The sequence below is a fragment of the Sphingorhabdus sp. genome (assembly GCF_023910635.1).
Taxonomy (GTDB): Bacteria; Pseudomonadota; Alphaproteobacteria; order Sphingomonadales; family Sphingomonadaceae; genus Sphingorhabdus_B.
In genome coordinates, this window is the sequence record NZ_JAAVVZ010000003.1 from 86894 (window position 1) to 112455 (window position 25562).

Genomic DNA, 25562 nt, shown 5'->3' on the forward strand with positions numbered 1-25562 from the left:
ATGCGTTGAGTCACGGTAGGGAGAGCCCGCAAAATTCCGAAACGCGCCTGAGCACGGAATTATCGTCCAAGCCGTGCTCATGCAAAAGATATGCGTGTGAACCACAATGAGAAGAAAAACGGTCTTCCACCCCAAGTCTCAACAACCGAGTTGGATGATCCTGACTAATAATTTCAGCTACTGCTCCGCCTAACCCGCCTAATATAGAATGCTCCTCGAGTGTTACCAAGCCTTTGGTAATACTTGCTGCGCTGCAGACATCCTTACTGTCCAGCGGCTTCAACATAGGCGCACTCCACGCCATCAGGTTGAGCTCTTCAGCAACACGAAGGGCGGTTACCGCCATTGCGCCTGTAGCAATGAGTCCAGGACGATCCGTTCGTCCATCTCGCAATTTAATTAATTGCCCGGATTTCAACGCATCTATCGGCCCAGTATGGACGTCGCCGCGATCTGATTTTCCCATACGGAGGTAAACGGGTTGCTTTGCAGAATACGCGTAATTCATACACGATTCCATTTCAAATCTATCGGCCGGAGAAAGCACCGTCATATTGGGTATGCTTCGAGTACATGCAATATCTTCGGTTGATTGGTGACTGGTTCCTAAATGGCTGTAAACGAAACCTGCCCCGTCTCCCAAAAGAACGACCGGTAGATCATCATGAGCAATATCTAGCTTTATCTGTTCGATTGTTCGTATTGGTACAAAGGCTGCCAACCCATATACAAATGGCCGAAAACCGACGCGCGCCAAACCCGCGGCCATGCCAACCATGTTTTGCTCAGCAATACCGGCATTAATATATTGCTTCGGGCATTCCCGCCGAAAATCGTCAAACAATGCATAGCCGTGATCGCCGGTCAGGAGCAGTACCTTACGGTCGGCTGATGCAAGGCGCACCAAAGCACTAGAAAAAGCGTCCCTCACTACGCAGCTGCCCCGAGCGCAGCAATAGCATCGGCGTACGTTTGGCTATTCAGTCGTGTGTAGTGCCAGCTGTTGTCGGATTCCATGAATGGAACGCCTTTTCCCTTTACGGTAGTGGCGATCAAAGCCTTAGGTTTGCCTACTCCAGTCGCCCAAAGGCGGTGAATAGCCGAATCCAATTCGTCCTCATCATGTCCGTCAACTTCCAGCGTTTCAAAGCCAAAGCTTCGTAACTTAGATGCTAGGTCTCCAAGCGCCAAAACATCATCGGTCGGGCCCATTGCTTGAAATCCATTTTTGTCAACAATCATCATCAAGTTGTCAATCTTGTGATGTGCCGCTACCAATGCCCCTTCCCAGATTGGTCCTTCATTGAGCTCGCCATCACCGACAAGACAAAAGACCTTTTGCTCAGCTTTTTTGGACATTAAACCTAGTGCGATACCAACCCCGACTGAAAATCCGTGCCCCAACGATCCTGACGTTACTTCAAGTCCAGGTACCCGTGAGTCTGATAAACCTTTTAAGTCACTTCCATCTTCAAAATAACCCTTGATTTGTTCGTCAGTTAACCAGCCTAACTCGTGCATACAGGCATATTGGGCCATGACACCATGCCCTTTGCTAAGGACAAGGTAATCCCGTCCGTCCGCCATTGGATTGTTGTCCGGATATCGCAAATGATTGCGATATAGCACGGTCAATATTTCGACGATCGAGAATGCACACCCGATATGCACTGTTGAACCAGAATATGCCATGTCCAACACCGTGCGCCGCATACGCGCGGGTAAAAAGCGATGATCACTATTGAGCAAGGTTGAATTTCGCATTTTTTTCGTCATTAGAAGTTGAGGCCAAAAAATTCTTCCAACTTATCGCCAATATATTCGAGGTGCTCCTCAGATAAACCTGGAAAAGTGCCCAACCAAAACGTCTGGTTCATCACAATTTCAGTATTCGTCAAGTCCCCAGAAACTCGATAATTGCGGCCAGTCATATATGGCTGCTTGGTAAGGTTGCCAGCAAAAAGCAAACGGGTGCCAATTTTATTTTGGTCAAGGAAGTTGATGAGATCAGTTCGCATAATCCCACTATTTTCTTTTAAAATGAGAGGAAACCCGAACCAAGACGGATTGGAATTTGGGGTTGCTTCAGGCAAGTGCAAGAACTCGCTGCAACTTGCGAGGCGCTTCTTTAAAAAGGAAAAATTAGAACGTCGCTTGGCTATAAACTCCTCCAAACGATCCATCTGGGCCAAGGCACAGGCAGCCTGCATATCGGTGATTTTCAGATTGTATCCCAAGTGACTATAGGTATATTTATGGTCATATCCGTCCGGTAAATCACCGCCGATATCTTTTTTGGTCCAGCAAAACCGCTTATTGCAGGTATTGTCCTTTCCAGTTGGGCAATAGCAATCACGTCCCCAGTCGCGGAATGACTCCGCAATCATCTTCAATTCCACGTCATTTGTGAATACAGCACCGCCCTCGCCCATTGTGATGTGGTGCGCGGGATAAAAACTAAGAGTTCCGATATCACCAAAGGTGCCGACCATTTGATCCCGATATGTCGCACCCAAAGCATCGCAACAATCTTCGACTAACCATAGGTTATACTTTTTGCATAACGCCGTTATTACTTCGACGTTGAAAGGATTACCGAGACTGTGAGCCAGCATAATTGCCTTAGTTTTTGGCCCAATTGCAGCTTCAATTTTCGTCGGATCAATATTGTGTGTAGCTAATTCAATATCTACAAATACTGGCACAGCTCCAAACTGCAAAATAGGATTAACCGTGGTTGGAAAACCCGCTGCCACGCCTATTACTTCATCTCCGGGTTTGATTGCGCGAGCGCCAAGTTTTGGACTCGTCAGCGTTGAAAACGCGACCAAATTTGCCGATGAACCCGAATTAACAGTAATCAAATGCTTTACGCCTAGAAAATCGGCCATTCGTTTTTCGAACATTGAATTAAAGCGGCCAGTTGTTAGCCATCCATCTAAAGAGGCCTCAACCATCAGCTGTAATTCCTTCGCGCCAACGACTTTACCAGACACCGGCACTGGCGTTTCGCCATGCACAAAAGGTACGGGAGCATATGCAATGTCTGCATATTGCTGAACTAACTCGCCAATCTGCTTGCGAATAGCATCAAGCGGAGAATCAACGTTTATCGATTGTGTAGTCATTTTTCATCCTGATATTGAGAAATCTGCGCGAGACAGACCGCGCGCATATCCGCGCCCGCCAACCAAGCTTGATGCCATTGAGTGATGTTCGACAACGCCGTTTGGAGTGGCCACCGGGGCAGCCAATTTAAGCGTGAGCGAGCCTTAGAGATGTCTAGTTTTAAGTAGTGCGCCTCGTGTGGGTGTTCCCCCGGTTGCAATATCCACGATCCCCCGCCCGTCCACTCTTGGCATAGGCGTTCAACAATCCATTGCACAGTTTGCGCATCCTCGTCGCGAGGACCAAAATTCCAACCTTCCGCGTCTAACTGACCATGCTCATACAAACGCTCAGCCAACCGTAAATACCCCGACAAGGGCTCCAAAACATGTTGCCAAGGACGAACGGCATGCGGGTTGCGTATTTGCACTGGCCGCCGATCCTCAAGCGCTTTTAAAATGTCAGGAACGAGGCGATCCGACGCCCAATCACCTCCACCGATGACGTTGCCAGCACGTGCGGACGCCAGTGCGATACCTTGAGCTTGAAAAAACGATTTGCGATATGCGTTTCCTACTAGCTCGGCGCAACCTTTGCTACTTGAATAAGGATCATGGCCCCCCATAGCCTCATGCTCACGATAGCCCCAAACCCACTCTCGATTTTCATAACACTTATCAGTTGTTACAGATACGATTGCCCGCACACTGCCTGCGTGCCGCGCGGCTTCTAATACGTTGACGGTGCCCATTACGTTCGTAGCAAAAGTATCGATAGGCTGCTGGTACGATAAGCGCACTATTGGCTGCGCCGCCATGTGAATTACGATTTCAGGCTTAAAATCTGCCATCAAAGCAGAAAGTATATCATAGTTTCGAATATCTGAGATCTGGTGGTCCATGCCATTAGCAACCTGCGCGATGCTAAAAAGAGCCGGCACGGTGGGCGGTTCGAGCGAAATGCCTCGTAAAGTCGCCCCCAATGATTGCAACCACAGACTCAACCAACTCCCCTTGAAGCCGGTATGCCCCGTCAATAAAACGCGCTTGTTTTGCCAAAATGCTGGATTCACATTTTCCACCGTTAGGGCCACTTCTTCCACGGTGCGGTGCCATCGACCCACATTTTTTCAAGAGTGTTTTTATCGAATAGAGTGTCCATCGGTTGCCAAAATCCGTGATGCGGAAATGCCATCAATTCGCCCTGCTCGGCCAAGCTGGTTAGCGGGCCTTGTTCCCAAACCGTATCGTCACCGTCTAGCAGCGACAGAACTTTCGGAGACAAAACGAAGAATCCGCCGTTGATCAGCATGCCATCACCACGCGGTTTTTCTTTAAAACTATGCACTCGGTGGTTTTGAATATCCATGGCGCCGAAGCGAGCGGGTGGATAGGTCGCAGTAAGCGTAGCGGCCTTGCCGTGGCTTCGATGGAAGGCGATTGTCGCTCCAATGTCGTTATCGCCAACGCCATCGCCATAGGTGAAACAAAACGCCTCTTCATTTTTGACGTGATCGGCAACGCGCCGCAAGCGACCCCCTGTCATTGAAGCATCGCCTGTGTCGACCAGCGTAACTGTCCAGGGCTCTGCGCGCTTTTGGTGAACGCGCATATTGTTCGACTTCATGTCAAAAGTAACATCAGACATGTGTAAAAAGTAATTCGCAAAATATTCTTTGATCAAATATCCTTTATAGCCACAACAAATGATAAAGTCGTTGATGCCGTGATATGAATACATTTTCATAATGTGCCACAAGATCGGCTTGCCTCCGATTTCGACCATAGGTTTTGGCCGAGTCGAAGTTTCTTCGCTCAATCTGGTGCCCAATCCACCTGCAAGAATTACTGCTTTCATATATTTATTCTCGATCTGTCAGATAGATCCCGAGCTTACAAAAGCATCGGAATAAAATCGGTTGGGAGCCAAGCCAGCTTTAAAGAGCTCTACTTTAGCACTAGCAATCATTGCCTGAGATCCACAAGCGTACGCAACGGCATCACTTAAGTCAGGTCCATTTTCCAATAATGCATCTTGGACGTAGCCCCGAGCCCCCGACCACTCGGAATGTGCCTGAGACAATACAGGCAAAAAAGTGTGTCGGCCTCCTATCGCCTGAATATCATAGTATATATCAGCGACAACCCGCCCCCCCCAAACGACCGTTACCGAGCGCGGTTGTTCATCAACGCTAAGTTCCGTGATTGCCTCAAGCATCGCTTTGACGGGCGCTATACCTGTGCCTGTTGCCAGAAAAATTAAGTCCAAGCTCGCGCAACTGCGAAGAAAAAACGACCCAAGCGGTCCATTGATACGCAAAAGATCATTTTCTTTGGCTTTATTGAACCAGTAATCGCTCATCGCACCCCCATGCACCGCACGTATGTGCAAATCAAGATGGCCGCGACAATTCGGTGCATTCGCAATTGAGTAGCTTCTGCGCATGGCCCCAGGCCCGATCACATCGATATATTGACCTGGCAGATAACTGAAGGCACTTGTTGGCGGAACCCTGAGTGTCGCGAGCATCACATCTGGCGCTAATTTCTGTAGGCAATCGATACGGGCGGGAAGAGTTTTGACTTCAGGTATATATATGCCGTCCAAATCTTCGGCATCAATTGTTAAATCTGATGCTGCGGTTCGTATGCAGCTGAGAATATAGCCGGCCTTTTTTTCATCATCTGACAAGCCTATCTCAATGGCAAGCGCTTCGCTCCGTCCGCTCAAAATCCTGCATTTGCAAGAGCTACACCGGCCCGTTTTACAACTATAAGGAAGCGAAATCTGCGCATTTGCTGCAGCATCTAACAAAGACACTCCGTGCGAGCACTCAAATTTTTTCCCAGAAACAAGTTCTACTAACAAGATTGCTCCTTTCAATTATTAAAACTGTTGGTGCTTTATCAGTGTGTGTCAATCTTACATGACGGGTAATGATTGTAGGGTCCGAGCGCAATGGCACCTGAAATTGTCATTTTTTATTCCAAATTTATAGGTCTCTACCAACCAAGTACCTCTCAAATTATATCATAAAATGATCAAGATGAGCGCAAGGGTTAACGACGCGATCCAGTACATAAATAAACCACCGGGCCACCCAAACTTATCCTGCAAATGATGATGCAAATGGTCGCGATCAGCAGACATGGGCGACCGCCCCTGCCGAAGGCGTTTATACGTTAGCCTAAATGAGTCAGCGACTGGCACAACAAAAAGCAACACTAATTCGTCAGCGCTAATTGCCCGCAGCGCCTGGGTTCCTGGCGTGTTGTAAACCATGATCGAAAGCAATCCGATAGCGGCAGCAATTGCGTATGCTCCGCCATCACCGAGGAACAACTTGCTCCTCATGTTAAAAGTAAACAAAACCATCAGCACAGCTGAGAACAAACCAATAAGTGGCAGCAAGGGCCCAACCGATCGGGTCGCTAGTATCGCCAGCCAGCCCAAAGAAAGTCCTAAAACAAGCCCATTCTTTCCGTCAGCCATGTTAACTGCGTTCAAAAGACCAACGCAACAGACTACTGTGAAGATAATAGAGAGCCACCATGTTCCCAATCCTAGGGTTAACGGGGGTATGATGAAATCAAGAACGCGAACATTGAAAGTCGGATCTACAGCGGCCGCAATAGCAAACACAGCAAACGAAATTATAAGCCTTGAGCGCGGGGAAAGAGAGTGCCGGTCATCACCGAGCCCCACCAGTGCCATCGCGGAAACGCAGCCGAGCCAGATCAGAAGAGATCCAAGCCAGCGTTCTGAGGCAAAAATCATGATATAGGCGAGTGCTACAGGAACAAATGCGATAAGAAGCGTGACTCCTCCCATCAAGGGCGTAGGTACGCTGTGCTTTTTTCTGCCAACAGGAACATCCATCAGATTTAATAATGTGCAAATGCGTTGCGCGTTCAAACACAAAATAATTGCTGCCAATGCACCTGACAAGATCAGCGCAATGTAAAGTATATCGTCCATGGAATGGCAGTTGCTCTAGTGTTGGTTATCGGACGTGCACGTCGAAGCCATTATTGTATAAAATTACAGAGGTCTATACAGTAATAACAATTCCAGGAAAAAATTGCTTGGGCCAGAGCTCGGTAGCAAGCTTTGTGATTAGCGCTTAACCGCAAACCGCATACCCCGATTGCGATGTGCCGCACCACTCGGAGATTACTGCGGCTGATCTTCCCCGCCGTGACGGACGCGTTGTCGTACTGGCTGTTGACGCAAGCGTTCCTGTCGGACCTCGGGTACCGGTCTCCCAGTGGCAGCGCCGTCCTGCCCCGAATCAATCAGTGGTGTTTGCCGCTGATCAAAATTGTCGCGTTGCCGGGGCGGTGCATTTGCGTCGGGTGCGCGGGGGCGTCGACTCGGCTGTCCATAGCTTCCGCCGCGTCCTTCACGTATGTCAGTATATGGCACGGGCACAGCACCGGCGCCGCGGCTTTCTCGGCCACGCCAATGATCATTTTTGCCGCGCCGTTCATCCCGGCGCCCGTCATGCGGATGCTGGATTTCTTCGGCACCGCGTGCGCGACCGCTATGACGTTCGGGCCAACTTGCAGCGCCCGACCCTGCACCCTCCGTATATCCGCGACTACGCCTTTGGTATCGGCCGCTGTCGCCGTTACGCCCCCGATTCTCACGATACCAATTATGCCGCTTTTCGCCCCAATAGCGGCGATGCTGATCGCGCATGGGGTAGCGGCGTCCGATGTTATCGAACAGGAAGAAGCCATAGCCGGGATAATAATAATTATCGTACCAGCCGCCGCCATAACCGATATTGTTAAAGCCATAGCCGAGGTCGCAATCATAATAGCGGTCGTAATCGCTATAAGGGTCGCAACCATATTCGTCGTCATAATAGCCGTCGCTGGCATAACCAAGGCCGAGATCATAAACGCATCCGGACAGTGCAACGCTTGCCGATGCTAATGCCGCAATCTTTACAATAGCCTTTAGATTGAATGTCGCTTTCATATGACCCCCGTTTCGCCCTAAACGCTCCTGTGCCAATTCCGCTTAGAGCATCATATGCGCTGGTTATAATTGCTCAGTTGAATTGCAGGTGAATAAGTCCGTATGCTGACGTTCAGCTTTCTGCCGACGTCTCCACTTGCACCTTACTTACAGACATGGCAGTAATGTTTAACCGCGCAATTAAACAGGATTGAGACCGATGGCCCTTGCCCATAGCGAAGCTGCAAATCCGCATTGGACGCCACGCACCAAAATCGGTGACCTTTCGCACATACCCGGCGAAAATGGGCCACCCATCGTCGGCACGACATTCCGCGTATTGCGCGATCCACCCGGATATGGTGCGCATATGGTCAAAACCTATGGCAAGGTTTTCCGCACTAACGCCTTTGGCAACCCGACGATTTCGCTGGTCGGTGCCGAGGCGAATGAGCTGATGCTGTTCGACCGGGAAAAGCTGTTCTCGTCCGAGCAAGGCTGGGGTCCTGTATTAAATTTGCTGTTCCCGCGCGGCTTGATGCTGATGGATTTTGACCATCACCGTATGGACCGGCGTGCCCTTGGTATTGCATTCAAACCCGAGCCAATGCGGGCATATACGCAGGATATGAACCGCATCTTTGCTGATCAGTTAAAGAACTGGCGCGGCGATATGCTGTTTTATCCTGCGATCAAGCAGCTGACCCTTGATGTCGCGGCAAGCAGCTTTCTTGGCATTCCGCTGGGGCCAGAAGCGGATAAAATCAACAAGGCGTTTGTTGATATGGTGCAGGCATCGGTAGCGCCCATTCGAGCCCCAATACCGTTTACTTCCATGGGCCGGGGCGTGGCCGGTCGCAAATATCTGATCGACTATTTCGGTCCGCAAATCGCCGAGCGCCGCCGCAATGAAAACCGGCAGGATATGTTCAGCCAATTTTGCCGATCAAAGCGCGAAGACGGCGAATATATGTCGGATGGCGAACTCATCGATCATATGAACTTCCTGATGATGGCGGCGCATGACACCATCACGTCGTCGGTCACGTCGATGATCTGGTATCTCGCCAAGCACCCAGAATGGCAGCAGAAACTGCGCGAGGAGTGCCTCGCCATCGCGCCAGCTGGTTCGGACATTTCCTTTGCCGACCTCGATAAATTCGAGCTGACCGAATATGCGTTCAAAGAAGCATTGCGGATGATTTCGCCTGTGCCGTCTATCCCGCGCCGCGCGCTCAAAGATTTCGAATTTATGGGTTATCATATTCCGAAGGGAACGGCCGTCAGCATCAGCCCCTCTTACGTCCATATGATGCCCGAATATTGGGAAAACCCAGAAGTGTTCGACCCAATGCGTTTTACCCCCGACAAGGTGAAGGCACGGCATAAATATGCGTGGGTCCCATTCGGTGGCGGCGCGCATATGTGCCTGGGCCTGCACTTTGCCTATATGCAAATGAAGCTGTTCACCCATCATTTGCTGACGTCGGTGAAGGTCGAAATTGCCGAAGGTTATGAACCCGATTGGCAGCCATGGCCTATTCCAAAGCCCAAGGATGGACTGAAGGTCCGGTTCACGCCTCTATAATGCGGCATTGCAAGCAGCGCTGAGCGCATTAAAGGTGCGCGCTGCGCGCATGGCCTATTCAGAACAGACAGATTGGGACCGTGAATCGCTGCGCCGGCGAGGCTTGGGCTTTGTCATCGCCCTGCTCGTCGAAGCGCTCATCATCATAGCGATACTCAGCCTGGGCATGCGGGCGGGTGGGCCATCAGCGGGTACAAGGGGCCTCAGCACCTTCTCACTGGAGGCACAATCCGATTCCGCTTCGTCCGAGCGAACCGAAACCAAAACCCCTATTGCCCAAAAAACACCGCCTCAATTTACGCCACCTATTCCCAAAGCGCTGCTACCACCGGTCAATCCCGTGCAAGCGCCGCCGCCGAACCCTGAATTCATCAAGGTCAGCAAAAGCGAGTTCGATGCCATGGACTTATCGAAGCTGCCTGCTGGTGGCGGAGGGGCTGGCGACAATAAGGGTGCCGGACAAGGTTCCAAAGGCATGATGGGTCCAGGGCTTGGACCAGGCGGTGCGCAATTATATCCGGTCGCGTGGCTGCGCGAACCGTATGACAGCGAACTTACGCCCTATCTGGCCGCCATCAAGCGTATTCCCCCAGGCGCGTCCGCCGACATTGCATGCCGCATGGCAGAACACAACCGCGTCGAAAACTGCCAGATCATTGGTGAAAACCCCCGCGGCACCGGCCTCGCCAAGGCCTTACGCCTCGCGGCATGGCAATTTCTGGTTAAGCCGCCGCGCATCGATAACAAGCCCCAATTGGGTGTGTGGGTGCGGATCCATTTCGACTTTGGTGTAAAGGCCGCGGGTGAAGAGGCCCAATAGGTCCGTTAGTATTTACTGGGCCGTGTCTGTCTGTCCGCTTTTGGTAGAGCCAAAAATCACGCCAAAGCAGATCATCATCAACATCAATGGTTGTGCAAAATGCGCCATGCCGTCAAACATGGACATGACCAAAAGGCAATCTAGCATGGCTAAAAACGGTAGCACATTGCGATGTCGTAGGGCAGCGAGATGTGCTCGCCAAGTGGCATAAGGAAGCATTGCAACTGACGCGACGGTTGCCAATAATCCCCACGATAAAAGAAACTGCAAAATAATATTGTGCGGCTGAACATGAATTTGCTCTCCGGCTGGCAATATCCAATAAGATGCAAATGGGCCTGCACCAAAAATTGGAACGGACTTATACGCGCTCCAAAGTGCAGACCAATATGACGCGCGACCCCCTGAAATGCTTTCGGCAGTCGCCGAATCATGGCTGGCGATCAGCATAAATGTTGGATCACCGTACGGTACAAGAATTGTCGCTAATAAAAAGGCAGTAGCAGCACACAGGATCAACAACGCAAACGACGTCATATTTGCTGGTCGCAACCGATAGACAAGCAGTAAGATGGTCATTGCAACTGCAATCCCGAGAACGGCATTTCTTGTACCGGACCACAGCGTCATGGCAGCACACAATGTTACCCACAAATATGGCAGATATCCCCTGCGGCCACGCTCTTCATCGAACAGCAGTTGCGCTAAGAGAAAGCAAAAAATGGCCCCGCAGAATGCTCCGAATAATCGCACCGATATAAAACCAGGGATGATAAACTGCCATATAATCATGTTATCCGGCATTGTTGATAGTGGCGGGTGATTTAGGAATGCAGATGCTGTCATACCGCAAAAAATGAGCAGGCCGCCAGATACGGCCACGGCGAACGCCCGCAACCCTTGCGCGCTCACGCATGATACCGAATGATATACCGCAATCGCGAAGAGCGGATGGATCAGAAAAATGATGTTCTGGGCGATCGCGAGCGGCGTGACCTTAGAATAGAACGCACTACCTACCCAAAAAAACGCCAAAAAGATGATGGCGCACACCCGCAAGTTGCGGGGCAGCTGCTTCCAAACTTCACGCACGTCAAGACCGCGGCGCAGAGCGTAAATAATAGTCCCAATTTCGGCGATAACATAGGGCAGCCCCAATTGTCGGGCAGCCTCCATCGACGGTGAAGTCATGGTGATACCATATGTCCGAAAAAGAAGACCGTTGAGCACCAAAAGCGCGCTAATCAATCCGCCCATCGCCAGCAGCGGTAGAGGTTTAAGGTCGCGGCGAGTAGGAATCGCAGCTTGCGGTTTATCAAATAATTCCATCGCGATACAACTACCGCGACATGGTTAGCATATCGTTACCAGTGCTAAGAAAGGGCCCTTCTTAAACGACAAACGGAAGGACCGCCGTTAGTGCGACGACCCTCCTATCTGTATTACCGCCGTGAAGCGACCCACGCATCCACTTGCTCTTCGAGCACATCGAGAGGCACGGGGCCTGATTTCAGCACCGTGTCGTGGAATCCGCGGACGTCGAACTTTGGTCCAAGCGCCTTTTGCGCCTTGTCGCGCAGTTCGCTGATTTTCAGGCGACCGACCATATATGCAGTCGCTTGGCCGGGATAGATGATATAGCGTTCAATCGCCTTCACGATGCCGCCGGGTGCATCGGCGCTATTATCCTCGACATATTTGATCGCCTTTTCGCGGGTCCAGCGTTTGTGGTGCAGGCCGCTGTCGACGACCAAGCGAATCGCGCGGTGTAGCTCAAGCTGGAGCCGACCAAAATCGCGCGCCGGATCGGTATATAGGCCCATGTCCTTTGCCAGTTTCTCCGAATAGAGACCCCAGCCTTCGGAATAAGCCGTGACGCCGCCAAACTGACGGAAGGCGGGAACGTCTTTCAACTCGGTCTGAATCGCGAGCTGCAAATGGTGGCCGGGAACGCCCTCATGGTAAAATAGCGCCTCAACCTCGGTCAGCGGCATATCCGCCATCTTGTACAAATTGGCATAATAAGTGCCGGGGCGCGAACCGTCGGGGCTGGGACGCTGATAAAATGCCTTGCCGGCAGATTTCTCGCGGAATGCTTCGACGGGCTTCACGACCAAAGGTGCCTTGGGCAAAACGCCAAACCATTTGGGCAGCAAGGGCGTAATCGCGTCCTGCGCCTTTTGCGTTTCGGACAGATACAACGCGCGGCCTTCGGCGGTTTCGGGCGCGTAGAATTTGGGCTCCGTGCGCATATAGTTGAAGAAGGCCTGAAGATCACCCTTCACGCCCATCTTTTTCTGGACGACACCCATTTCCTTATGAATGCGCGCGACCTGCGCTAGACCCAGATTGTGGATATCGTCAGGCGTCATGTTGGTCGTGGTGTAGTTCGCCAGCCGCTCGGCATAATAGCCCGCACCATCCTTGAAACGCCAGACACCGTCGTCGGTTCCGGCGACTTTTTCCTGCGCCGTCATTTCGGATATCAACGCCTCATACGCTGGCTTCACCGAAGCATTCAGTGCATGCGCCGCGTCAGCGACAAGCAAGTCTTTTTCGATCTGGCTGATGTTGAGCTTGGCCACCTTTGCCTTGAAATCTGCAAATAACGGCGCATCGGGACCATCGCCAAAGGGCGCGCCGGTGATAACATTGCGCGCGTCATTGATGACATAAGGATAGACCCATTTGGGCGGCAGTATGCCTTGCGCCGCGCGCGTCTTGGCTTGGGCGATGGCTTCCATCATGCCTGGACCTAGGCCATATAAGCGGCTAACATATGCGCGGGCGTCTGACTTGTTATCGACGCGGTGAATATTGATCAGGAAGGCTGGCAACTGGCTTTGCGCACCATTCATCTGGTCAAAGATATAGCCATAATCATTATATGCATAAGCAGCCTCGCTGCGTTCGGCGCGCTTTTCAAACAAGCGGTAGGACAGGCGGTTTTCGGGCGAAAGCTTGGCAGGGTCAAAACGGGCGCGCATTTCCTTCAACGCCGAACGCTCGGCTTCATGCGTGCGCATTTCGCCGGCGGCGGAAAAATCACCCCAACGGCCATAATCGCTGTCCTTGATACCGCGATAGGATTTGCCGAGCGGCGAAAGCGCCAGTTGCTGCGCATCATATTCTTCAAAGAATGCCGTGATGGCGGCGTTTTGATCGACCTCGGCGACGGCAGTGGGTGCGGCAGCGGGTGTGGCATTGGCCGTCTGCGCAAGCGCCGGGGTGCCAATTTGCACCAAAGCGATGGCAAAAGCAGAAATCGCGGTTTTGGTAATGCGCATTCGAAACTCTCCTGATTGTCTTTATGGCACCGTCATATCAGTCCGACGCGCTAGGGGAAGCGCCGAATGCGTGGCTTGTCGAAAGGACGGGGATTTTTGGTTGGTGCTTCGGCGCTTATCAGGGCTGTGCGCGTGAACCTACCCGCTATTCCTGAGCGCCGTCGCGATGGCGTTGATGGTCAACTGAATGCCCTCGCCGATCCGCTCGTCAGCTTCGCCCGCGCGGTGGCGTTTCATCAGTTCGATCTGGAGCAGGTTAAGCGGTTCGATATAGGGCAGCCGCAACCGGATGGAATTGTGGAGCGCGGGGTTGGCCTCCAGCAAATGACTTTGCCCCGTTGCATCAAGCAAGCTGTCGCGTGACGCCTGCCAGCCGCCTTTGATGCGACCGAATATGTCGGTGGCCAACGCCTGATCTTCGACCAAGCCCGCATAATGCGTGGCGATGGCCATGTCCGATTTGGCCAACACCATTTCCATATTGGCAAGGATCGTCTGGAAATAGGACCACTCTCCCGCCATGGCGCGCAGCAGGCCTTTGTCCGCGAAATCGGCCAACGCTTGGCCCGTGCCATACCATCCGGGTAACATCACGCGCGCTTGCGCCCATGAAAACACCCATGGGATGGCGCGCAAATCTTCAATCGCGTCCGACGCCGTGCGGCTTGACGGGCGCGAGCCGATTTTCAGCGTCGCAATCTCGTTAATCGGTGTCATTTGCCGGAAAAATGTCCGGAAATCGGGCGTATCATACACCAGCCCGCGATAATGTTGAAAGGCGCTGGCGGACAACTGCGCCATCGCCGCCTTAAACCGCACGACATCGGCATCGGCTATCGGGTCGCTGGACAATGTCGCCAGAATTGCGGCAGAGGCCATGGTTTCAAGGCTCGTGACGGCATTGTCGACCGTGCCATATTTGGCGGCGATGACTTCGCCTTGTTCGGTAATGCGGATGCGCCCCTGCAATGTGCCCTTGGGCTGCGCAAGAATCGCGCCAAAGGCTGAACCGCCGCCCCGACCCACTGCGCCGCCGCGACCGTGGAACAATTGCATCGCGATATTGGCATCGGCAAAAATGCCCGCAAGCGCGCTTGATGCCTCGTACAATTCCCATGTGGAGGTAAGGTACCCGCCATCCTTATTCGAATCGGAATATCCGATCATCACTTCCTGATGCCCGCGCGCCTGCGCCAGCTTACGCATCAACGGAATGTCGAAGAACGCCCGCATCGTCTCGGGCGCGGCTTGCAAATCGGCGATGGTTTCGAACAGGGGCACGGACATGATCGTCGCCTGCGGCGTGCCATCATCGTCCACATGATATAGCCCCGCCTGTTTCAGCAGAACATAAACCTCCAGCATGTCGGACACGCTGGTCGTCTTGCTGATATTATAGGTCGTGATTGCCGCGCAGCCGAAATCGCCTTGCGCCTTTGCCGCAGCGCGGATGATGGCCAGTTCTTTTGTGGTCTCTTCACTATATTGCGTCCACACGCCCGTCAGCGGGCGATTATGTGATAGCTCGGCGACGAGCAAATCCACACGCGCTGCCTCATCGAGCTTCAGATAATCCGGCGCGACCCGCGCCGTGCGAAACAATTCGGCAATGACGCGCTCATGCACGTCGCTATTCTGGCGCAGGTCCAACGTTGCCAAATGGAAACCAAATATTTCCACCGACCGGATCAGCCGCGATAGTGCCCCACCGCTCGAATATGCGCCATCGCCGTCACTGGCAAGGCCCGATGCCACCGTAACAAGGTCCTTCCGCAGGGCGTCCGGGCCGCTGTAAGCCGCGCCAGATAGCTTTGATGGACGCGGTGGCCCGTCACCCACCAATTGGACATGCGTGGCCGCCAGCCGCGCGTAAATGCCCGACAGCGCACGTCGATAGGGCTCGTCCGCACGGCTGGGTGCCGAATCGCCGCTGGCTTCGGCAAGCGCAAGCACGGCCTCGGGCGTATCGCTCATGAAAGAAGAGATCGAAATCTCCGCGCCAAGACTGTGGATGCCCTCAAGATAGTGCCGGATCGCGGTGCCGCCATTACGCGCGACCGCATATTGCAGCGTTTCGGCATCGACAAACGGGTTGCCGTCGCGGTCGCCACCGATCCAACTGCCCAAGCGGACAAAACCGGGCGGCCTGCTCCCAAGCGCCGTTTCCCAGCCCGCATATAATTTGGGCAACGCCGTCAGGAACACCTCCTGCATCGTGGCGCGGGCATTTTCAATCTCGTCGGCGACAAACAGCTTTTCGCGGCGCAATGGCCGCGTCTGCCACAGCAAGGCAATTTGCCGGTAGATCGCGGCATCGACATCATCGCCATCGTCGGTGACTTTTTGCCCTTGGTCGCGCAACGTCATCAGCCGCGCGATGCGGTTCTTATGGTCAATGATGCTTTTGCGCCGCACTTCGGTCGGGTGCGCGGTGAGCACCGGGACAATCAGGCTGTGCGAAAGCAGTTCGCGAACCTGCGTCAGCGACACCCCCTCTGCCGCAAGCCGTGCGCACGCTTCGGCCACCGTCGCGCCATCTTCATGCGCAAGGCCTTGCCGATCCTCTGCTAGGTTCGCCAGCAGCGAGAACAGCATGAACCCGCGTACGAAGTTGAGCGTGTCATCCAAGCTAAGCGCCCCAAGGCCGCGATCACTCGAATCGGCGCCCTCTATTTTGCGAAAGCGGTCAACGCTGGTGGATCGGATATATTCGGTCTGCCGGAATAATTGTTCGCCGCCATAAGCGCGAATGACATCGCCAAGCATCTTACCCAGAAAGCGGATGTCGGGATTTTGTGAAATGGCTTGTGTGTGTTGACCGTTCATTGCGTGAATAACGCACATGGGTAAGGCTGGTGCAAGCAAATGTGGCCATTTTTACCCGGGAATAGCTATTCCCCGATCACCTTCGAAAGCCGCGCGATTTCCGCATTTTGCTGCGCGACGTCTTCGGCCACTGGTCGCTGCGCCTCTGCCAGATGCACCGCAAGGCCCGCGTCACGCGCGCCTGCCTCTGCTATCAACCCGTCAAAGTCACGCAAGGCGGCCACCGAATCGGCACGTGTCTTGTCCAGCCGTGACAGCATAAGATGCGCGTTCACCCACATCTCACTGCCCGGGGATGTTCTGGCCGCCTGTGCAGCGGTCAACTGCACCGCGGGCAATCCGCGCAGATATGCGCCATGCGCCGCTGTGTGCCGCGCCTGCAGCGCGTCGATTTTTGCAGCGAATTCAGCAGATACCACAAATGGCGCAGTTGCCGAATCGCCGGGCGCAGCAATCGGCGCGTCGGCTTCATAACTTCGGCGCTCAAGCGAGGGAAATCCCCCCTCACTTGTGCCACATGCGGCAAGGATCAGGAGCAGAAGCAATGGGGATGCAGGCTTGAAATTCAACATATCCGTCGTTTAAGCCTGCTTGGAGGCGCATGCAAGCGCATCTCAGTGGCGGCGCAGGCGGCGTCATAAGCGCCAAAACGCTGGATTATACGTTGACATAGATATTTGCTTGCACTAGCTGCGCCCATTCTTGCGTGACCCTGTTGAGATTCGTCTCCGCTATGTCACGCGCCTGAGCAACCCGCCCTTATAAGGCGCTAAGCTGTAGAAACGGATGAGTTAAAGCCATGTTCGCAATCGTGCGCACAGGCGGCAAGCAATATCGCGTCGCCGCCGGAGATAAAATCGCAGTTGAAAAACTGTCTGGTGAAGCGGGTGACAAAATCTCGCTTGGTGACGTCCTTCTTGCCGGTGACGGTGACAAGGCGCAGGACGTAAACGGCTTGACCGTTTCTGCCGAAATCATTGCGCAAGAGCGTGGTGAAAAGGTCATCGTCTTTAAAAAGCGTCGCCGCCACAACTATCGCCGCAAGCAGGGTCATCGCCAGTCGTTGACGCTTCTGCGTATCCTTGCCGTTGGCAAGGAAGAGAAAAAGGCTGCTGCGCCTAAGGCCGAGAAGGTTGAGGCTGCTGCCACTGCTGCTCCTGCCAAGGAAGCCGCGCCAAAGAAAGCCGCTGCGCCCAAAAAGGCTGCAGCCCCTAAGAAAGCTTGAGCGGCAACGCTCTGACGTAGGAGTTTAGACCATGGCACATAAAAAAGCAGGTGGTTCGTCACGCAACGGTCGCGATTCAGCTGGCCGTCGCCTTGGCGTAAAGAAGTTCGGTGGCGAAAATGTCATCGGCGGCAACATTATTATCCGTCAGCGCGGCACCAAGGTATATCCTGGTTCGGGCGTTGGCCTTGGCAAGGACCACACCTTGTTCGCGCTCGTCGAAGGCCGCGTGCGATTCCATGCTGGCAAACTCGGCCGCAAATATGTGTCGGTCGATATGCCAGCGATGGCCGCCGAATAAACAGGACAATCGATACCGGGTTGTCCAGACGGATGACCCGGAAATCATGTCAGGTGGTTTCCACCTTTGAACAGGGAGACGGGTCAACCGGTCTCCCTTTCTTTTTGCCTCATTCTCCCTGTTCATCGCCTTTCAAAGGGCGAATGTAACATGGCTGTCGCTTTGAGATGTCAAAGGGCGGCGCAGCAGCGGAGAAACAGGATGTTCGCGAGAACGGAAAGATTATTGTTGCGGCCAAGCTGGCCAGAGGATGCAGCCGAATTGCATCAGGCGATTGCCGATGAAGGCATCGTCCGCAACCTTGCAAGCGCACCCTGGCCTTACACTGCGGATGACGCTGCGGCCTTTGCGGCGCTGGAACACGACCCACTGTTCCCCAATTTTCTGTTGATGTTGCGGACCGACAACGCGCCGCGCTTGGTGGGCTCTTGCGGGCTTGGCGAGCGTGAAGGCGAGGCCGAGCTCGGCTATTGGATCGCCCGGCCTTATTGGGGCCTTGGCTTTGCGACCGAGGCCGGCCGCGCCGTCATCAACATCGCCCGGACGATAGGCCATAAAAAGCTTATCGCCAGCCACTTCACCGACAATCCCGCGTCGGGCAAAGTGCTGCGCAAGCTTGGCTTTCAACACACGGGCAAGACGGCATCACGGCACAGCAAAGGCCGCCGCGCGGCGGCGAGCTGCGTCTTATATGAAAATGCATTGGATGGCGCAGGCGCAGAACCCGCCTGTATGCCGCGACCACCCGCGTTCAACATCCGCGCACAAATGGATGGCCTGCAAGCCGCCTAGGCAGCGGCCGCGCCTGCGTTGCTGTCGGCATTCGGTTGATATTCAGGCACGAGATCGCGCAGCAAGCTGACGGCAACACATGCTCAAATCTTCTACGCTCTCTAGAACGCAACAAGCGCCTTTGCGTCGCTTGAAAAGGTGATTTTTGCTTGGCCAGACGTGACTATGCAGTCACCCTTGGCGGCGACCTGCCCATCTGTTTGAACCTGGCCTGACAACGGAATAATCCAGATATCCCTTAAGGGTGGCAACGCCTGCACATTGTCCATGTTACGGACATACCAAAGTTGAAAATATGGTCCTGCGACAAGCTGATCGCCAAGATCGGCATGTCCGGACCGAATATCTGTATATGGTGTTGCAGACGATACCCCCACACCATCGTCCAAATGCAGCTCGCGATCGCGGCCGTAATCATACAGGCGATATGTGATGTCCGCATATTGCTGAACCTCGACAAGAACTATCCCGGCCCCGATGGCGTGGACTGTGCCGGCGGGAATGTAAAAATAGTCTCCGGCAGACACTTTTTTCCAGTCCATCAGCGCTTCAATCTCGCCCGAAAGTGACGCGGCATACAGTTCTTCGCTGCCAAGCGGGCGCTTGGTCCCAATGCCAATAACCGCGCCCGGCTCTGCGTCAACAATGTACCAACATTCTTCTTTGCCCGAAGACATGCCGCGCGCGCGTGCCTGCGCGTCATCAGGGTGTACCTGGATGGAAAGCCTTTCGGACGTAAAAAGCCATTTCACCAAAATCGGCAAAGGCGCTTCGGTTTCGGCGCTATACCAGATTTCGCCGACGCGGCGGCCATTCATGGTGCCGAATTCTGGCGGAATGTCCGTTCGACCCCAGGGTTTGTCAACCAAATGCTTTGATAACTTCATGCTCAGATGGATAGCAGAGCCTGTCCGCTTGCGCACTCGACAAATTTTGCAGGTGGCGTGTTGCAAATAGGCAAATCGCGGTCACAACTTCATGCCTGCAACGCCTGCCCCCCATGTGCAGACGTATAACCATTTTTTGGCGTTTGACCGAGCACGCAACATCGGCAATATCAATTCCATCTCCCCACGTCCTGACAGTTGGAAAAATTGTGATCATTAGTCCTGTAATCTTATCGGGTGGCGGCGGTACCCGGCTTTGGCCGTTATCGACGCCGCAAACGCCAAAGCAGTTTTTGGCGCTGACGGATGCGCATACGATGTTTCAGTTGACGGTGCTGCGGGTGATGGACCGCGCACGCTTCACCGCGCCAATTATCGTCGCCAATGCCGCGCATGCGGGGATTGTCAGCGCGCAATTGGCCGAAATCGGTGTAACCGATGCGACCATCTTGCTTGAGCCCTGCGCGCGCAATACGGCGCCGGCGATTGCGCTGGCGGCGCTTGCCGTCAGTGCGCCGCAATCGGTTATGCTGGTGATGCCAAGCGACCATGTCATCACCGACGAAACGGCATTTCACGCAGCGACAGGGGCGCTTTTGCCGTTAGTTCAGGATAACTGGCTCGCCACTTATGGGATCAACCCAACCGGTCCCGAGACAGGCTATGGCTACATCCAGATGGGTTCCGCCGTTGGGGCGGGCGTTCAGGCCGTGCAGCGCTTTGTGGAGAAGCCTGACGCAGCCCGCGCTGCGGCCATGATTGAGGCTGGGGACCATGTGTGGAATGGCGGTATTTTCCTGTTCCGCGCAGACAGTTATTTGGACGCCGTGGAGGCACATGCCTCGGAAATGGGCGCAGCGGTTCGGGACGCAATGTCAAGGGCGCAGCGGAGCGGCAATCACATAAATCCCGACGCCGATAGCTTCGCCGCCTGTCCCGCAGACAGCATTGATTATGCGATTATGGAAAAGGCGCCGAAGGTCGCGGTCGCTCCAGTGAGCATGGGTTGGTCAGACGTCGGCAGCTGGGATGCGCTGCACGACATCGGTGAAAAGGACGCCGATGGCAACGTTACGTCCGGCACTGTTCGGTTGGATAGCAGCCACGGCAACCTTATTCACGCCGACGGCATCCGCGTGTCGGTGCACGGCGTTGACGACTTACTCATCATTGCGAATGGCAATGAAGTGATGATTCTGCCCCGAGGAACGAGCCAAAAGGTCAGGGATTTCGCAGGCTAAGTATCCGTCGGCCAACCGCGCGCGAACCCCAAAAACATTCTGCGGCATTGCCTCCCAACGCTCTTGGATATACCCGCCAATTGGCGTAGCGTTGTAAAATCATCGGAGTATTGTCGAATATGGCGACTGAGGCATCCAAGATTATTGAATTTAAAGACGTTGGCATGCCGCGCCGATTAAGCCCGGAAGCGAGCCGGATGGCGGCGCTTGAGGCGGCGCGTGACCTGTTGCTTGAGGCAGGTCCGCAGGCCGTTACCTTAAAGGCGGTCGCCGGGCGGATCGGGCGGACGCATGCCAATTTGCTGCATCATTTTGGGTCGGCCTCGGGCCTTCAGCGCGCATTGGCGGCGTATATGGGCAACAATATCTGCAGCAAAATCGCCGAGGCTGTGGTGCAAATGCGCGGCGGGGTCGTAACGCCGCACGAATTGGCCGACCTGATTTTTGACCATTTCGACCGTGAGGGTGCGGGCGCGCTGGCGTCGTGGATGCTGCTGTCGGGCAATGAAGACGCGCTAGACCCTATTGTGGAGGCGATCCATAAGCTGGTGGATGAGATTGCAGAGGAGGGGGACGACGCCACCTCGCTGCATGAGCTGACACTTGAAATGGTGCTGATGGCGCTCGGTGATGCGCTGCTGGGCGGACCATTGTCGTCCTCGCTTGGCTTGCCGCGCGAAGCGGGACGGCAGATTGCCGGACGAAAGCTCGCCGCGTCCTTTGATGAATGGCAGGCGCAGTTAAAACGTCAAGTTTACGAAGCGGGTCCGTAATACGCCCGATACCAGTCGGCGAACTTCTCTAATCCCTCCGCCAGCATGACCTTTGGCTTGTAACCGGTGAGGGCATGTAATTTCGATACATCGGCATAGGTCGCGGTGACATCGCCCGGTTGCATGGGCCGCATGATCTTGACCGCCTCTCGCCCAATCGCCTTTTCAAGCGTTTCAATCATCTCCATCAGGCCAATTGGATGGCTATCGCCAATGTTAAGAACCCGGTGTTCGCCGTGTGCAGGTGGGTGGTCGAGCGACCCGATGATCCCGTCAACAATGTCGTCGATATAGGTGAAATCGCGCGCCATTTGTCCATTGCCATAGACTTCAATCGCCTCGCCGCGCAGGATTTTCTGCGTGAAACTGAAATAGGCCATGTCGGGCCGCCCCCATGGTCCATAGACAGTGAAGAAGCGCAGGCCGGTTTGCGGAAAGCCGTAGAGTTTGGCATAAGATTGGCTCATCAACTCACACGCGCGCTTGGTCGCGGCGTAGAGCGATACAGGATCGTTGGCGGGTTCATCCTCCTTAAAGCCTTCGCCGCCCATGGGCTTATCACCATAGACCGAGCTCGACGACGCATAGACCAGATGCTCAAAGCCCTCGGCATGCCGGCACGCCTCCATCACTGACAAATGGCCCGCCAGGTTTGACCGTTCATAGGCAAACGGATTTTCGATGCTGTAGCGCACACCCGCCTGCGCCGCGAGATGCACGACGCGCAGTATGTGGTTGTCGTGGACGAGCGCCCGCATCTTTTCGGCATCGGCGATGTCGAGCCGTTCAAAGGCAAAGCTGTTTATCCCGGCAAAGGTCGCAAGTCGCGCTTCCTTCAACGCGGGGTCATAATAATCATTGACGATGTCGACACCAATGACGCGCTCGCCGCGCGCCAATAGTCGGTGCGCCACCGCATGGCCGATAAAGCCAGCGGCGCCGGTTACGAGTATCGGTGATGTCATATTAGAAAACGTCCCTGTCCATCGCTCGTCCGACCCGCGTCTATAAGACACAATCTTAGCATTGCTAGGGTCAGGACCTATTAAATCCACCTTCGCGGTTTGAGGCCATTTTGTTCAGTGCAAGGCGGTAAGCGCAGGGCTTAGTGGTTCTAAGTCCAAGCTTGCCAACGCGGCAATGGACAGTATGGGTCAAATCCGAAGGACGCCAAAATGGCTTTGATCTCGAAACAAAATGCCCTTGCAGGCAGAATAACTGCCTGCGGCGGACATTTTGCTTCGATATCTTTGCCATTTTGACGCCGCGAAGGTGGATTTAAGTGGTCCTGACCCTAGATATAGAGAGAGATATGGCTGCCTTTTTTTGTTGCCTTAGCGACCAGCGGCTTTATCTGACCAAGGCTGTCGGCTAGGCAGGTGGCAATGAACCAACAATATTGCAAGAGTTCGTCCACACTGGGCACCGATTTGGCTTCCCAGACCTGTATCCCCCGTCCAAGCTATAACGTAGGGTCAGGACCTATCCCAATAAAATGTCGGGCGTAGAATGAGAAAAATTAAATTATGGTCACATATAAATGTGCAAAATAATTAGTTTTGCACATTTATATATAAGCATCATATATTGATTTGCGCATATATATATGTCATATGATGTGCGAAGGATCTCAAGACATGTCACCCAGTCAAGCAATTCTGGCGCGTAAAAACCTAGATCGCCGCCTCGCAACGCTAAAGGGCGAAGCCGTTGCCGTGCCTCCACGCGGTTGGCTGAAGGGCATTCGCGAGGCCTTGGGATTAAGCACGCGGCAATTGGCTTCGCGAATGGGTGCCGCCTATTCGCGCATAAGCGCAATGGAGAAGGCGGAGGTAACGGGCGCGATAACGATCAAGAGTATGCGCGAGGCCGCTGAGGCCATGGGCTGCACATTCGTCTACGCCATAGTCCCGACGACCTCATTGGATGACATCGTGCGGCGGCAGGCCACGCACAAGGCCGAAGTCAGCCTTGGTCGGCTCCATCACACAATGCGCCTCGAGAACCAGGCGATGGAGGGAGAAGACCTCGCCAACGAACGTCAAAGAATTATAGCTGAATTGCTTGCCGGCCCATCGCGCCGCTTGTGGGATGATAAATGACCGATCAACTGTTCGATGGGCATGACGATGACGCCAATACACCTCTCGACGCAGAGGAGCGTCAGCAGCTTATCCCGTCCTACATCACCCTGCGCCGCGAGTTGAACGAGGCGGAGCAGATCAATATCGCGCACGCAGCAAAGTGGCTGTCCTCACGCCGCGGCGACCTGCTCGATGAAGGCTTCCTGCGCGAACTACACAGACGCATGTTCGGTCAGGTGTGGCGCTGGGCAGGCAAGTATCGAGAGACCCCGCGTAATATTGGGGTGGATGCAAATCGCATTCGGATGGACATTGCGCAGGCAATTGATGACGCACGCTTCTGGGTCGCAAATGCCACCTATGCGCCCGACGAAATTGCAGTGCGTTACGCGCACCGGTTAGTGGCAATCCATCCCTTCCCCAATGGCAATGGCCGCCTATCCCGGATGGTTGGCGACTTACTCGCAATGCACCTGGGTAGACCTCGCTTTTCGTGGGGAAGCCAAAGCCTCATTGACGCCAACATGACGCGCGCAAAATATGTTGCGGCGCTGCGCGCGGCCGATGCGCACGATCTGACACCATTGATTTCATTCGCACGCTCTTAGGGTAAGGACCACTTAAATCCACCTTTGCGGCGTTCGTCTGTGGCACCAAGCCGTCGCCAAATCTTAGATAAAGCGGATCGAATTGAACCTTTGGGTGAATGCGGGTGTCAATGCGGGTGATGAGAATGCGAATACGCTAAAGCCGATATGATATAGATCGCGCAAGGGCCGACTGCTCTTTACATCGCCAGATTATCGATCAACCGCGTCTTGCCCATCTTTGCCGCCGCCAAGAGCCGCGCCGGTCTGCCGTCAAAATGCTGCAATTCCTCCAAGGTCTCGGCATCCGCCAGCGCGATATAATCCACCCGCGCAAAGCCAGCGGCAAGAATATCGGCCGTGGCCGCAGCTAGCGTCCGCGCCACATCATCACCTGCACGAATCCTACCCGCCGCCTGTTGCAACGCCGCAGGAAGCGCCAAGGCCGCCGCACGTTCGTTGGCCGTTAGATAGGCATTGCGCGACGACAGAGCGAGGCCATCTGCGTCACGCACAATTGGCACACCCAATATCTCCAAAGCGAAGTCAAGATCGCGGGCCATGTGCCGAATGACAGCCAGTTGCTGAAAATCCTTTTCCCCGAAAAGCGCAACATCGGGCTGAACCTGGTTAAATAATTTAGCGACCACCAAAGCAACGCCGTCAAAATGCCCGGGCCGCGCTGCGCCGCAATAGCCGTTGCTTGGGCCATCGACATGCAATTGGGTTGCAAAGCCCGGTGGATAGACAATGTCCGCATGCGGTGCCCATAAAATGTCGACCCCGGCAGCGCGCAGCAGTTCGGCATCACGTTCCATGGTGCTGGGATAAGCGTCAAGATCTTCATTCGGTCCAAATTGGGCCGGGTTGACGAAGATCGACACAACCACCGCATCGGCATGCCGCCGCGCCTCCTCAACCAGCGTCATGTGCCCGTCATGCAACGCGCCCATCGTCGGGACCAACGCGACGCGGCGCTTGACAGAGCGCAGCGCCGAAATATGGGACCGCAATGCGTCAAGCTGATTGATGGTTTGCACGTCCACGTCGCCTTGTTTATTGGCCTTTGTTGAACCCG

24 protein-coding genes are annotated in these 25562 nt (G+C 54.2%); 9 read left to right on the forward strand and 15 right to left on the reverse strand.

What is annotated here, in order from left to right:
• Window positions 1-10: 10 nt before the first annotated feature.
• From HEQ34_RS02285 to HEQ34_RS02320, 8 genes are all read right to left on the reverse strand, one after another.
• The gene (locus tag HEQ34_RS02285) at window positions 11-931 is read right to left on the reverse strand and encodes a transketolase C-terminal domain-containing protein (RefSeq protein ID WP_296196818.1); all 921 of its coding nucleotides are present in this window, start codon (window positions 929-931) and stop codon (window positions 11-13) included.
• Entirely contained in the window at window positions 931-1776 is an 846-nt protein-coding gene (locus HEQ34_RS02290) for a transketolase (RefSeq protein WP_296196821.1), read from the reverse strand. Before HEQ34_RS02290 ends, HEQ34_RS02285 begins: the two co-directional genes overlap by 1 nt.
• Entirely contained in the window at window positions 1776-3128 is a 1353-nt protein-coding gene (rfbH, locus tag HEQ34_RS02295; RefSeq protein WP_296196823.1) for a lipopolysaccharide biosynthesis protein RfbH, read from the reverse strand. The genes HEQ34_RS02290 and rfbH overlap by 1 nt, the downstream gene beginning before the upstream one ends.
• Window positions 3125-4210, reverse strand: coding sequence for a CDP-glucose 4,6-dehydratase (rfbG, locus tag HEQ34_RS02300; RefSeq protein ID WP_296196824.1), 1086 nt, complete (start codon window positions 4208-4210; stop codon window positions 3125-3127). The genes rfbH and rfbG overlap by 4 nt, the downstream gene beginning before the upstream one ends.
• Window positions 4192-4965, reverse strand: a complete 774-nt coding sequence (gene rfbF, locus HEQ34_RS02305) for a glucose-1-phosphate cytidylyltransferase (protein WP_296196827.1) — start codon at window positions 4963-4965, stop codon at window positions 4192-4194. The genes rfbG and rfbF overlap by 19 nt, the downstream gene beginning before the upstream one ends.
• A gap of 18 nt (window positions 4966-4983) precedes the next feature.
• Complete coding sequence (locus HEQ34_RS02310; RefSeq protein ID WP_296196829.1) at window positions 4984-5976, reverse strand: FAD-binding oxidoreductase; 993 nt, start codon at window positions 5974-5976, stop codon at window positions 4984-4986.
• Window positions 5977-6138: 162 nt separating this feature from the next.
• Window positions 6139-7086: an MraY family glycosyltransferase gene (locus HEQ34_RS02315; protein ID WP_296196832.1), complete on the reverse strand. Its 948-nt coding sequence runs from the start codon at window positions 7084-7086 to the stop codon at window positions 6139-6141.
• Window positions 7087-7281: 195 nt separating this feature from the next.
• Window positions 7282-8094: a hypothetical protein gene (locus tag HEQ34_RS02320; protein WP_296196835.1), complete on the reverse strand. Its 813-nt coding sequence runs from the start codon at window positions 8092-8094 to the stop codon at window positions 7282-7284.
• 199 nt (window positions 8095-8293) lie between these two features.
• Here HEQ34_RS02320 and HEQ34_RS02325 point away from each other — a divergent pair, with 199 nt between their 5' ends.
• Window positions 8294-9661 carry a cytochrome P450 gene (locus HEQ34_RS02325; protein WP_296196837.1) on the forward strand — a complete coding sequence of 456 codons (1368 nt, stop codon included), beginning with the start codon at window positions 8294-8296 and terminating at the stop codon, window positions 9659-9661.
• Window positions 9662-9710: 49 nt separating this feature from the next.
• Window positions 9711-10481, forward strand: coding sequence for a hypothetical protein (locus HEQ34_RS02330; RefSeq protein WP_296196839.1), 771 nt, complete (start codon window positions 9711-9713; stop codon window positions 10479-10481).
• A 12-nt stretch (window positions 10482-10493) separates the two neighbouring features.
• Here HEQ34_RS02330 and HEQ34_RS02335 read toward each other — a convergent pair whose 3' ends face one another.
• The 4 genes from HEQ34_RS02335 to HEQ34_RS02350 form a co-directional block, all read right to left on the reverse strand.
• Window positions 10494-11810 (reverse strand): O-antigen ligase, encoded by a 1317-nt coding sequence (locus tag HEQ34_RS02335; RefSeq protein ID WP_296196841.1) that lies wholly within the window; start codon window positions 11808-11810, stop codon window positions 10494-10496.
• A 113-nt stretch (window positions 11811-11923) separates the two neighbouring features.
• On the reverse strand, window positions 11924-13768 hold the full coding sequence (locus HEQ34_RS02340; RefSeq protein ID WP_296196843.1) for a DUF885 family protein: 1845 nt from the start codon (window positions 13766-13768) through the stop codon (window positions 11924-11926).
• 138 nt (window positions 13769-13906) lie between these two features.
• The gene (gene ppc, locus HEQ34_RS02345) at window positions 13907-16594 is read right to left on the reverse strand and encodes a phosphoenolpyruvate carboxylase (RefSeq protein ID WP_296196846.1); all 2688 of its coding nucleotides are present in this window, start codon (window positions 16592-16594) and stop codon (window positions 13907-13909) included.
• 65 nt (window positions 16595-16659) lie between these two features.
• A complete protein-coding gene (locus HEQ34_RS02350; RefSeq protein WP_296196848.1) occupies window positions 16660-17166 on the reverse strand; it encodes a hypothetical protein in 507 nt (168 codons plus the stop codon).
• Between the two features lie 227 nt (window positions 17167-17393).
• On the opposite strand from HEQ34_RS02350, the gene rplU reads away from it, so the two are divergent.
• The 3 genes from rplU (at window position 17394) to HEQ34_RS02365 (ending at window position 18912) form a co-directional block, all read left to right on the forward strand.
• Window positions 17394-17819 carry a 50S ribosomal protein L21 gene (gene rplU / locus HEQ34_RS02355; RefSeq protein WP_296196849.1) on the forward strand — a complete coding sequence of 142 codons (426 nt, stop codon included), beginning with the start codon at window positions 17394-17396 and terminating at the stop codon, window positions 17817-17819.
• A 31-nt stretch (window positions 17820-17850) separates the two neighbouring features.
• Window positions 17851-18120, forward strand: a complete 270-nt coding sequence (rpmA, locus tag HEQ34_RS02360; protein ID WP_295443149.1) for a 50S ribosomal protein L27 — start codon at window positions 17851-17853, stop codon at window positions 18118-18120.
• A 201-nt stretch (window positions 18121-18321) separates the two neighbouring features.
• Entirely contained in the window at window positions 18322-18912 is a 591-nt protein-coding gene (locus HEQ34_RS02365; protein ID WP_296196852.1) for a GNAT family N-acetyltransferase, read from the forward strand.
• A gap of 101 nt (window positions 18913-19013) precedes the next feature.
• Here the strand turns inward: HEQ34_RS02365 and HEQ34_RS02370 are convergent, their stop codons facing one another.
• On the reverse strand, window positions 19014-19781 hold the full coding sequence (locus HEQ34_RS02370; RefSeq protein WP_366934836.1) for a class I mannose-6-phosphate isomerase: 768 nt from the start codon (window positions 19779-19781) through the stop codon (window positions 19014-19016).
• A gap of 227 nt (window positions 19782-20008) precedes the next feature.
• On the opposite strand from HEQ34_RS02370, the gene HEQ34_RS02375 reads away from it, so the two are divergent.
• Together HEQ34_RS02375 and HEQ34_RS02380 are read left to right on the forward strand one after the other, a co-directional pair.
• Window positions 20009-21040, forward strand: coding sequence for a mannose-1-phosphate guanylyltransferase/mannose-6-phosphate isomerase (locus HEQ34_RS02375; RefSeq protein WP_296196856.1), 1032 nt, complete (start codon window positions 20009-20011; stop codon window positions 21038-21040).
• 119 nt (window positions 21041-21159) lie between these two features.
• A complete protein-coding gene (locus HEQ34_RS02380) occupies window positions 21160-21813 on the forward strand; it encodes a TetR family transcriptional regulator (RefSeq protein ID WP_296196861.1) in 654 nt (217 codons plus the stop codon).
• On the opposite strand, the gene HEQ34_RS02385 is transcribed toward HEQ34_RS02380, so the two are convergent.
• A complete protein-coding gene (locus HEQ34_RS02385) occupies window positions 21795-22778 on the reverse strand; it encodes an SDR family NAD(P)-dependent oxidoreductase (RefSeq protein WP_296196863.1) in 984 nt (327 codons plus the stop codon). The two genes, HEQ34_RS02380 and HEQ34_RS02385, sit on opposite strands and share 19 nt — an antisense overlap.
• A gap of 672 nt (window positions 22779-23450) precedes the next feature.
• Here HEQ34_RS02385 and HEQ34_RS02390 point away from each other — a divergent pair.
• Window positions 23451-23915 (forward strand): mobile mystery protein A, encoded by a 465-nt coding sequence (locus HEQ34_RS02390; protein ID WP_296196865.1) that lies wholly within the window; start codon window positions 23451-23453, stop codon window positions 23913-23915.
• Entirely contained in the window at window positions 23912-24505 is a 594-nt protein-coding gene (locus tag HEQ34_RS02395; protein ID WP_296196868.1) for a mobile mystery protein B, read from the forward strand. The genes HEQ34_RS02390 and HEQ34_RS02395 overlap by 4 nt, the downstream gene beginning before the upstream one ends.
• Before the next feature lie 179 nt (window positions 24506-24684).
• Here HEQ34_RS02395 and panC read toward each other — a convergent pair whose 3' ends face one another.
• Complete coding sequence (panC, locus tag HEQ34_RS02400) at window positions 24685-25524, reverse strand: pantoate--beta-alanine ligase (RefSeq protein ID WP_296196871.1); 840 nt, start codon at window positions 25522-25524, stop codon at window positions 24685-24687.
• Window positions 25525-25562: the final 38 nt, after the last annotated feature.

Excerpts from the sequence above, each read along its gene's own strand:
- HEQ34_RS02290 (WP_296196821.1), bottom strand. The coding sequence starts at position 1,776 with ATGACGAAAAAAATGCGAAATTCAACCTTGCTCAATAGTGATCATCGC.
- rpmA (WP_295443149.1), top strand. The coding sequence starts at position 17,851 with ATGGCACATAAAAAAGCAGGTGGTTCGTCACGCAACGGTCGCGATTCA.
- HEQ34_RS02320 (WP_296196835.1), bottom strand. The coding sequence starts at position 8,094 with ATGAAAGCGACATTCAATCTAAAGGCTATTGTAAAGATTGCGGCATTA.
- HEQ34_RS02335 (WP_296196841.1), bottom strand. The coding sequence starts at position 11,810 with ATGGAATTATTTGATAAACCGCAAGCTGCGATTCCTACTCGCCGCGAC.
- rfbH (WP_296196823.1), bottom strand. The coding sequence starts at position 3,128 with ATGACTACACAATCGATAAACGTTGATTCTCCGCTTGATGCTATTCGC.
- HEQ34_RS02350 (WP_296196848.1), bottom strand. The coding sequence starts at position 17,166 with ATGTTGAATTTCAAGCCTGCATCCCCATTGCTTCTGCTCCTGATCCTT.
- rfbF (WP_296196827.1), bottom strand. The coding sequence starts at position 4,965 with ATGAAAGCAGTAATTCTTGCAGGTGGATTGGGCACCAGATTGAGCGAA.
- HEQ34_RS02390 (WP_296196865.1), top strand. The coding sequence starts at position 23,451 with ATGTCACCCAGTCAAGCAATTCTGGCGCGTAAAAACCTAGATCGCCGC.
- rplU (WP_296196849.1), top strand. The coding sequence starts at position 17,394 with ATGTTCGCAATCGTGCGCACAGGCGGCAAGCAATATCGCGTCGCCGCC.
- HEQ34_RS02385 (WP_296196863.1), bottom strand. The coding sequence starts at position 22,778 with ATGACATCACCGATACTCGTAACCGGCGCCGCTGGCTTTATCGGCCAT.
- HEQ34_RS02395 (WP_296196868.1), top strand. The coding sequence starts at position 23,912 with ATGACCGATCAACTGTTCGATGGGCATGACGATGACGCCAATACACCT.
- ppc (WP_296196846.1), bottom strand. The coding sequence starts at position 16,594 with ATGAACGGTCAACACACACAAGCCATTTCACAAAATCCCGACATCCGC.
- HEQ34_RS02325 (WP_296196837.1), top strand. The coding sequence starts at position 8,294 with ATGGCCCTTGCCCATAGCGAAGCTGCAAATCCGCATTGGACGCCACGC.
- HEQ34_RS02365 (WP_296196852.1), top strand. The coding sequence starts at position 18,322 with ATGTTCGCGAGAACGGAAAGATTATTGTTGCGGCCAAGCTGGCCAGAG.
- HEQ34_RS02380 (WP_296196861.1), top strand. The coding sequence starts at position 21,160 with ATGGCGACTGAGGCATCCAAGATTATTGAATTTAAAGACGTTGGCATG.
- HEQ34_RS02315 (WP_296196832.1), bottom strand. The coding sequence starts at position 7,086 with ATGGACGATATACTTTACATTGCGCTGATCTTGTCAGGTGCATTGGCA.
- HEQ34_RS02330 (WP_296196839.1), top strand. The coding sequence starts at position 9,711 with ATGGCCTATTCAGAACAGACAGATTGGGACCGTGAATCGCTGCGCCGG.
- HEQ34_RS02340 (WP_296196843.1), bottom strand. The coding sequence starts at position 13,768 with ATGCGCATTACCAAAACCGCGATTTCTGCTTTTGCCATCGCTTTGGTG.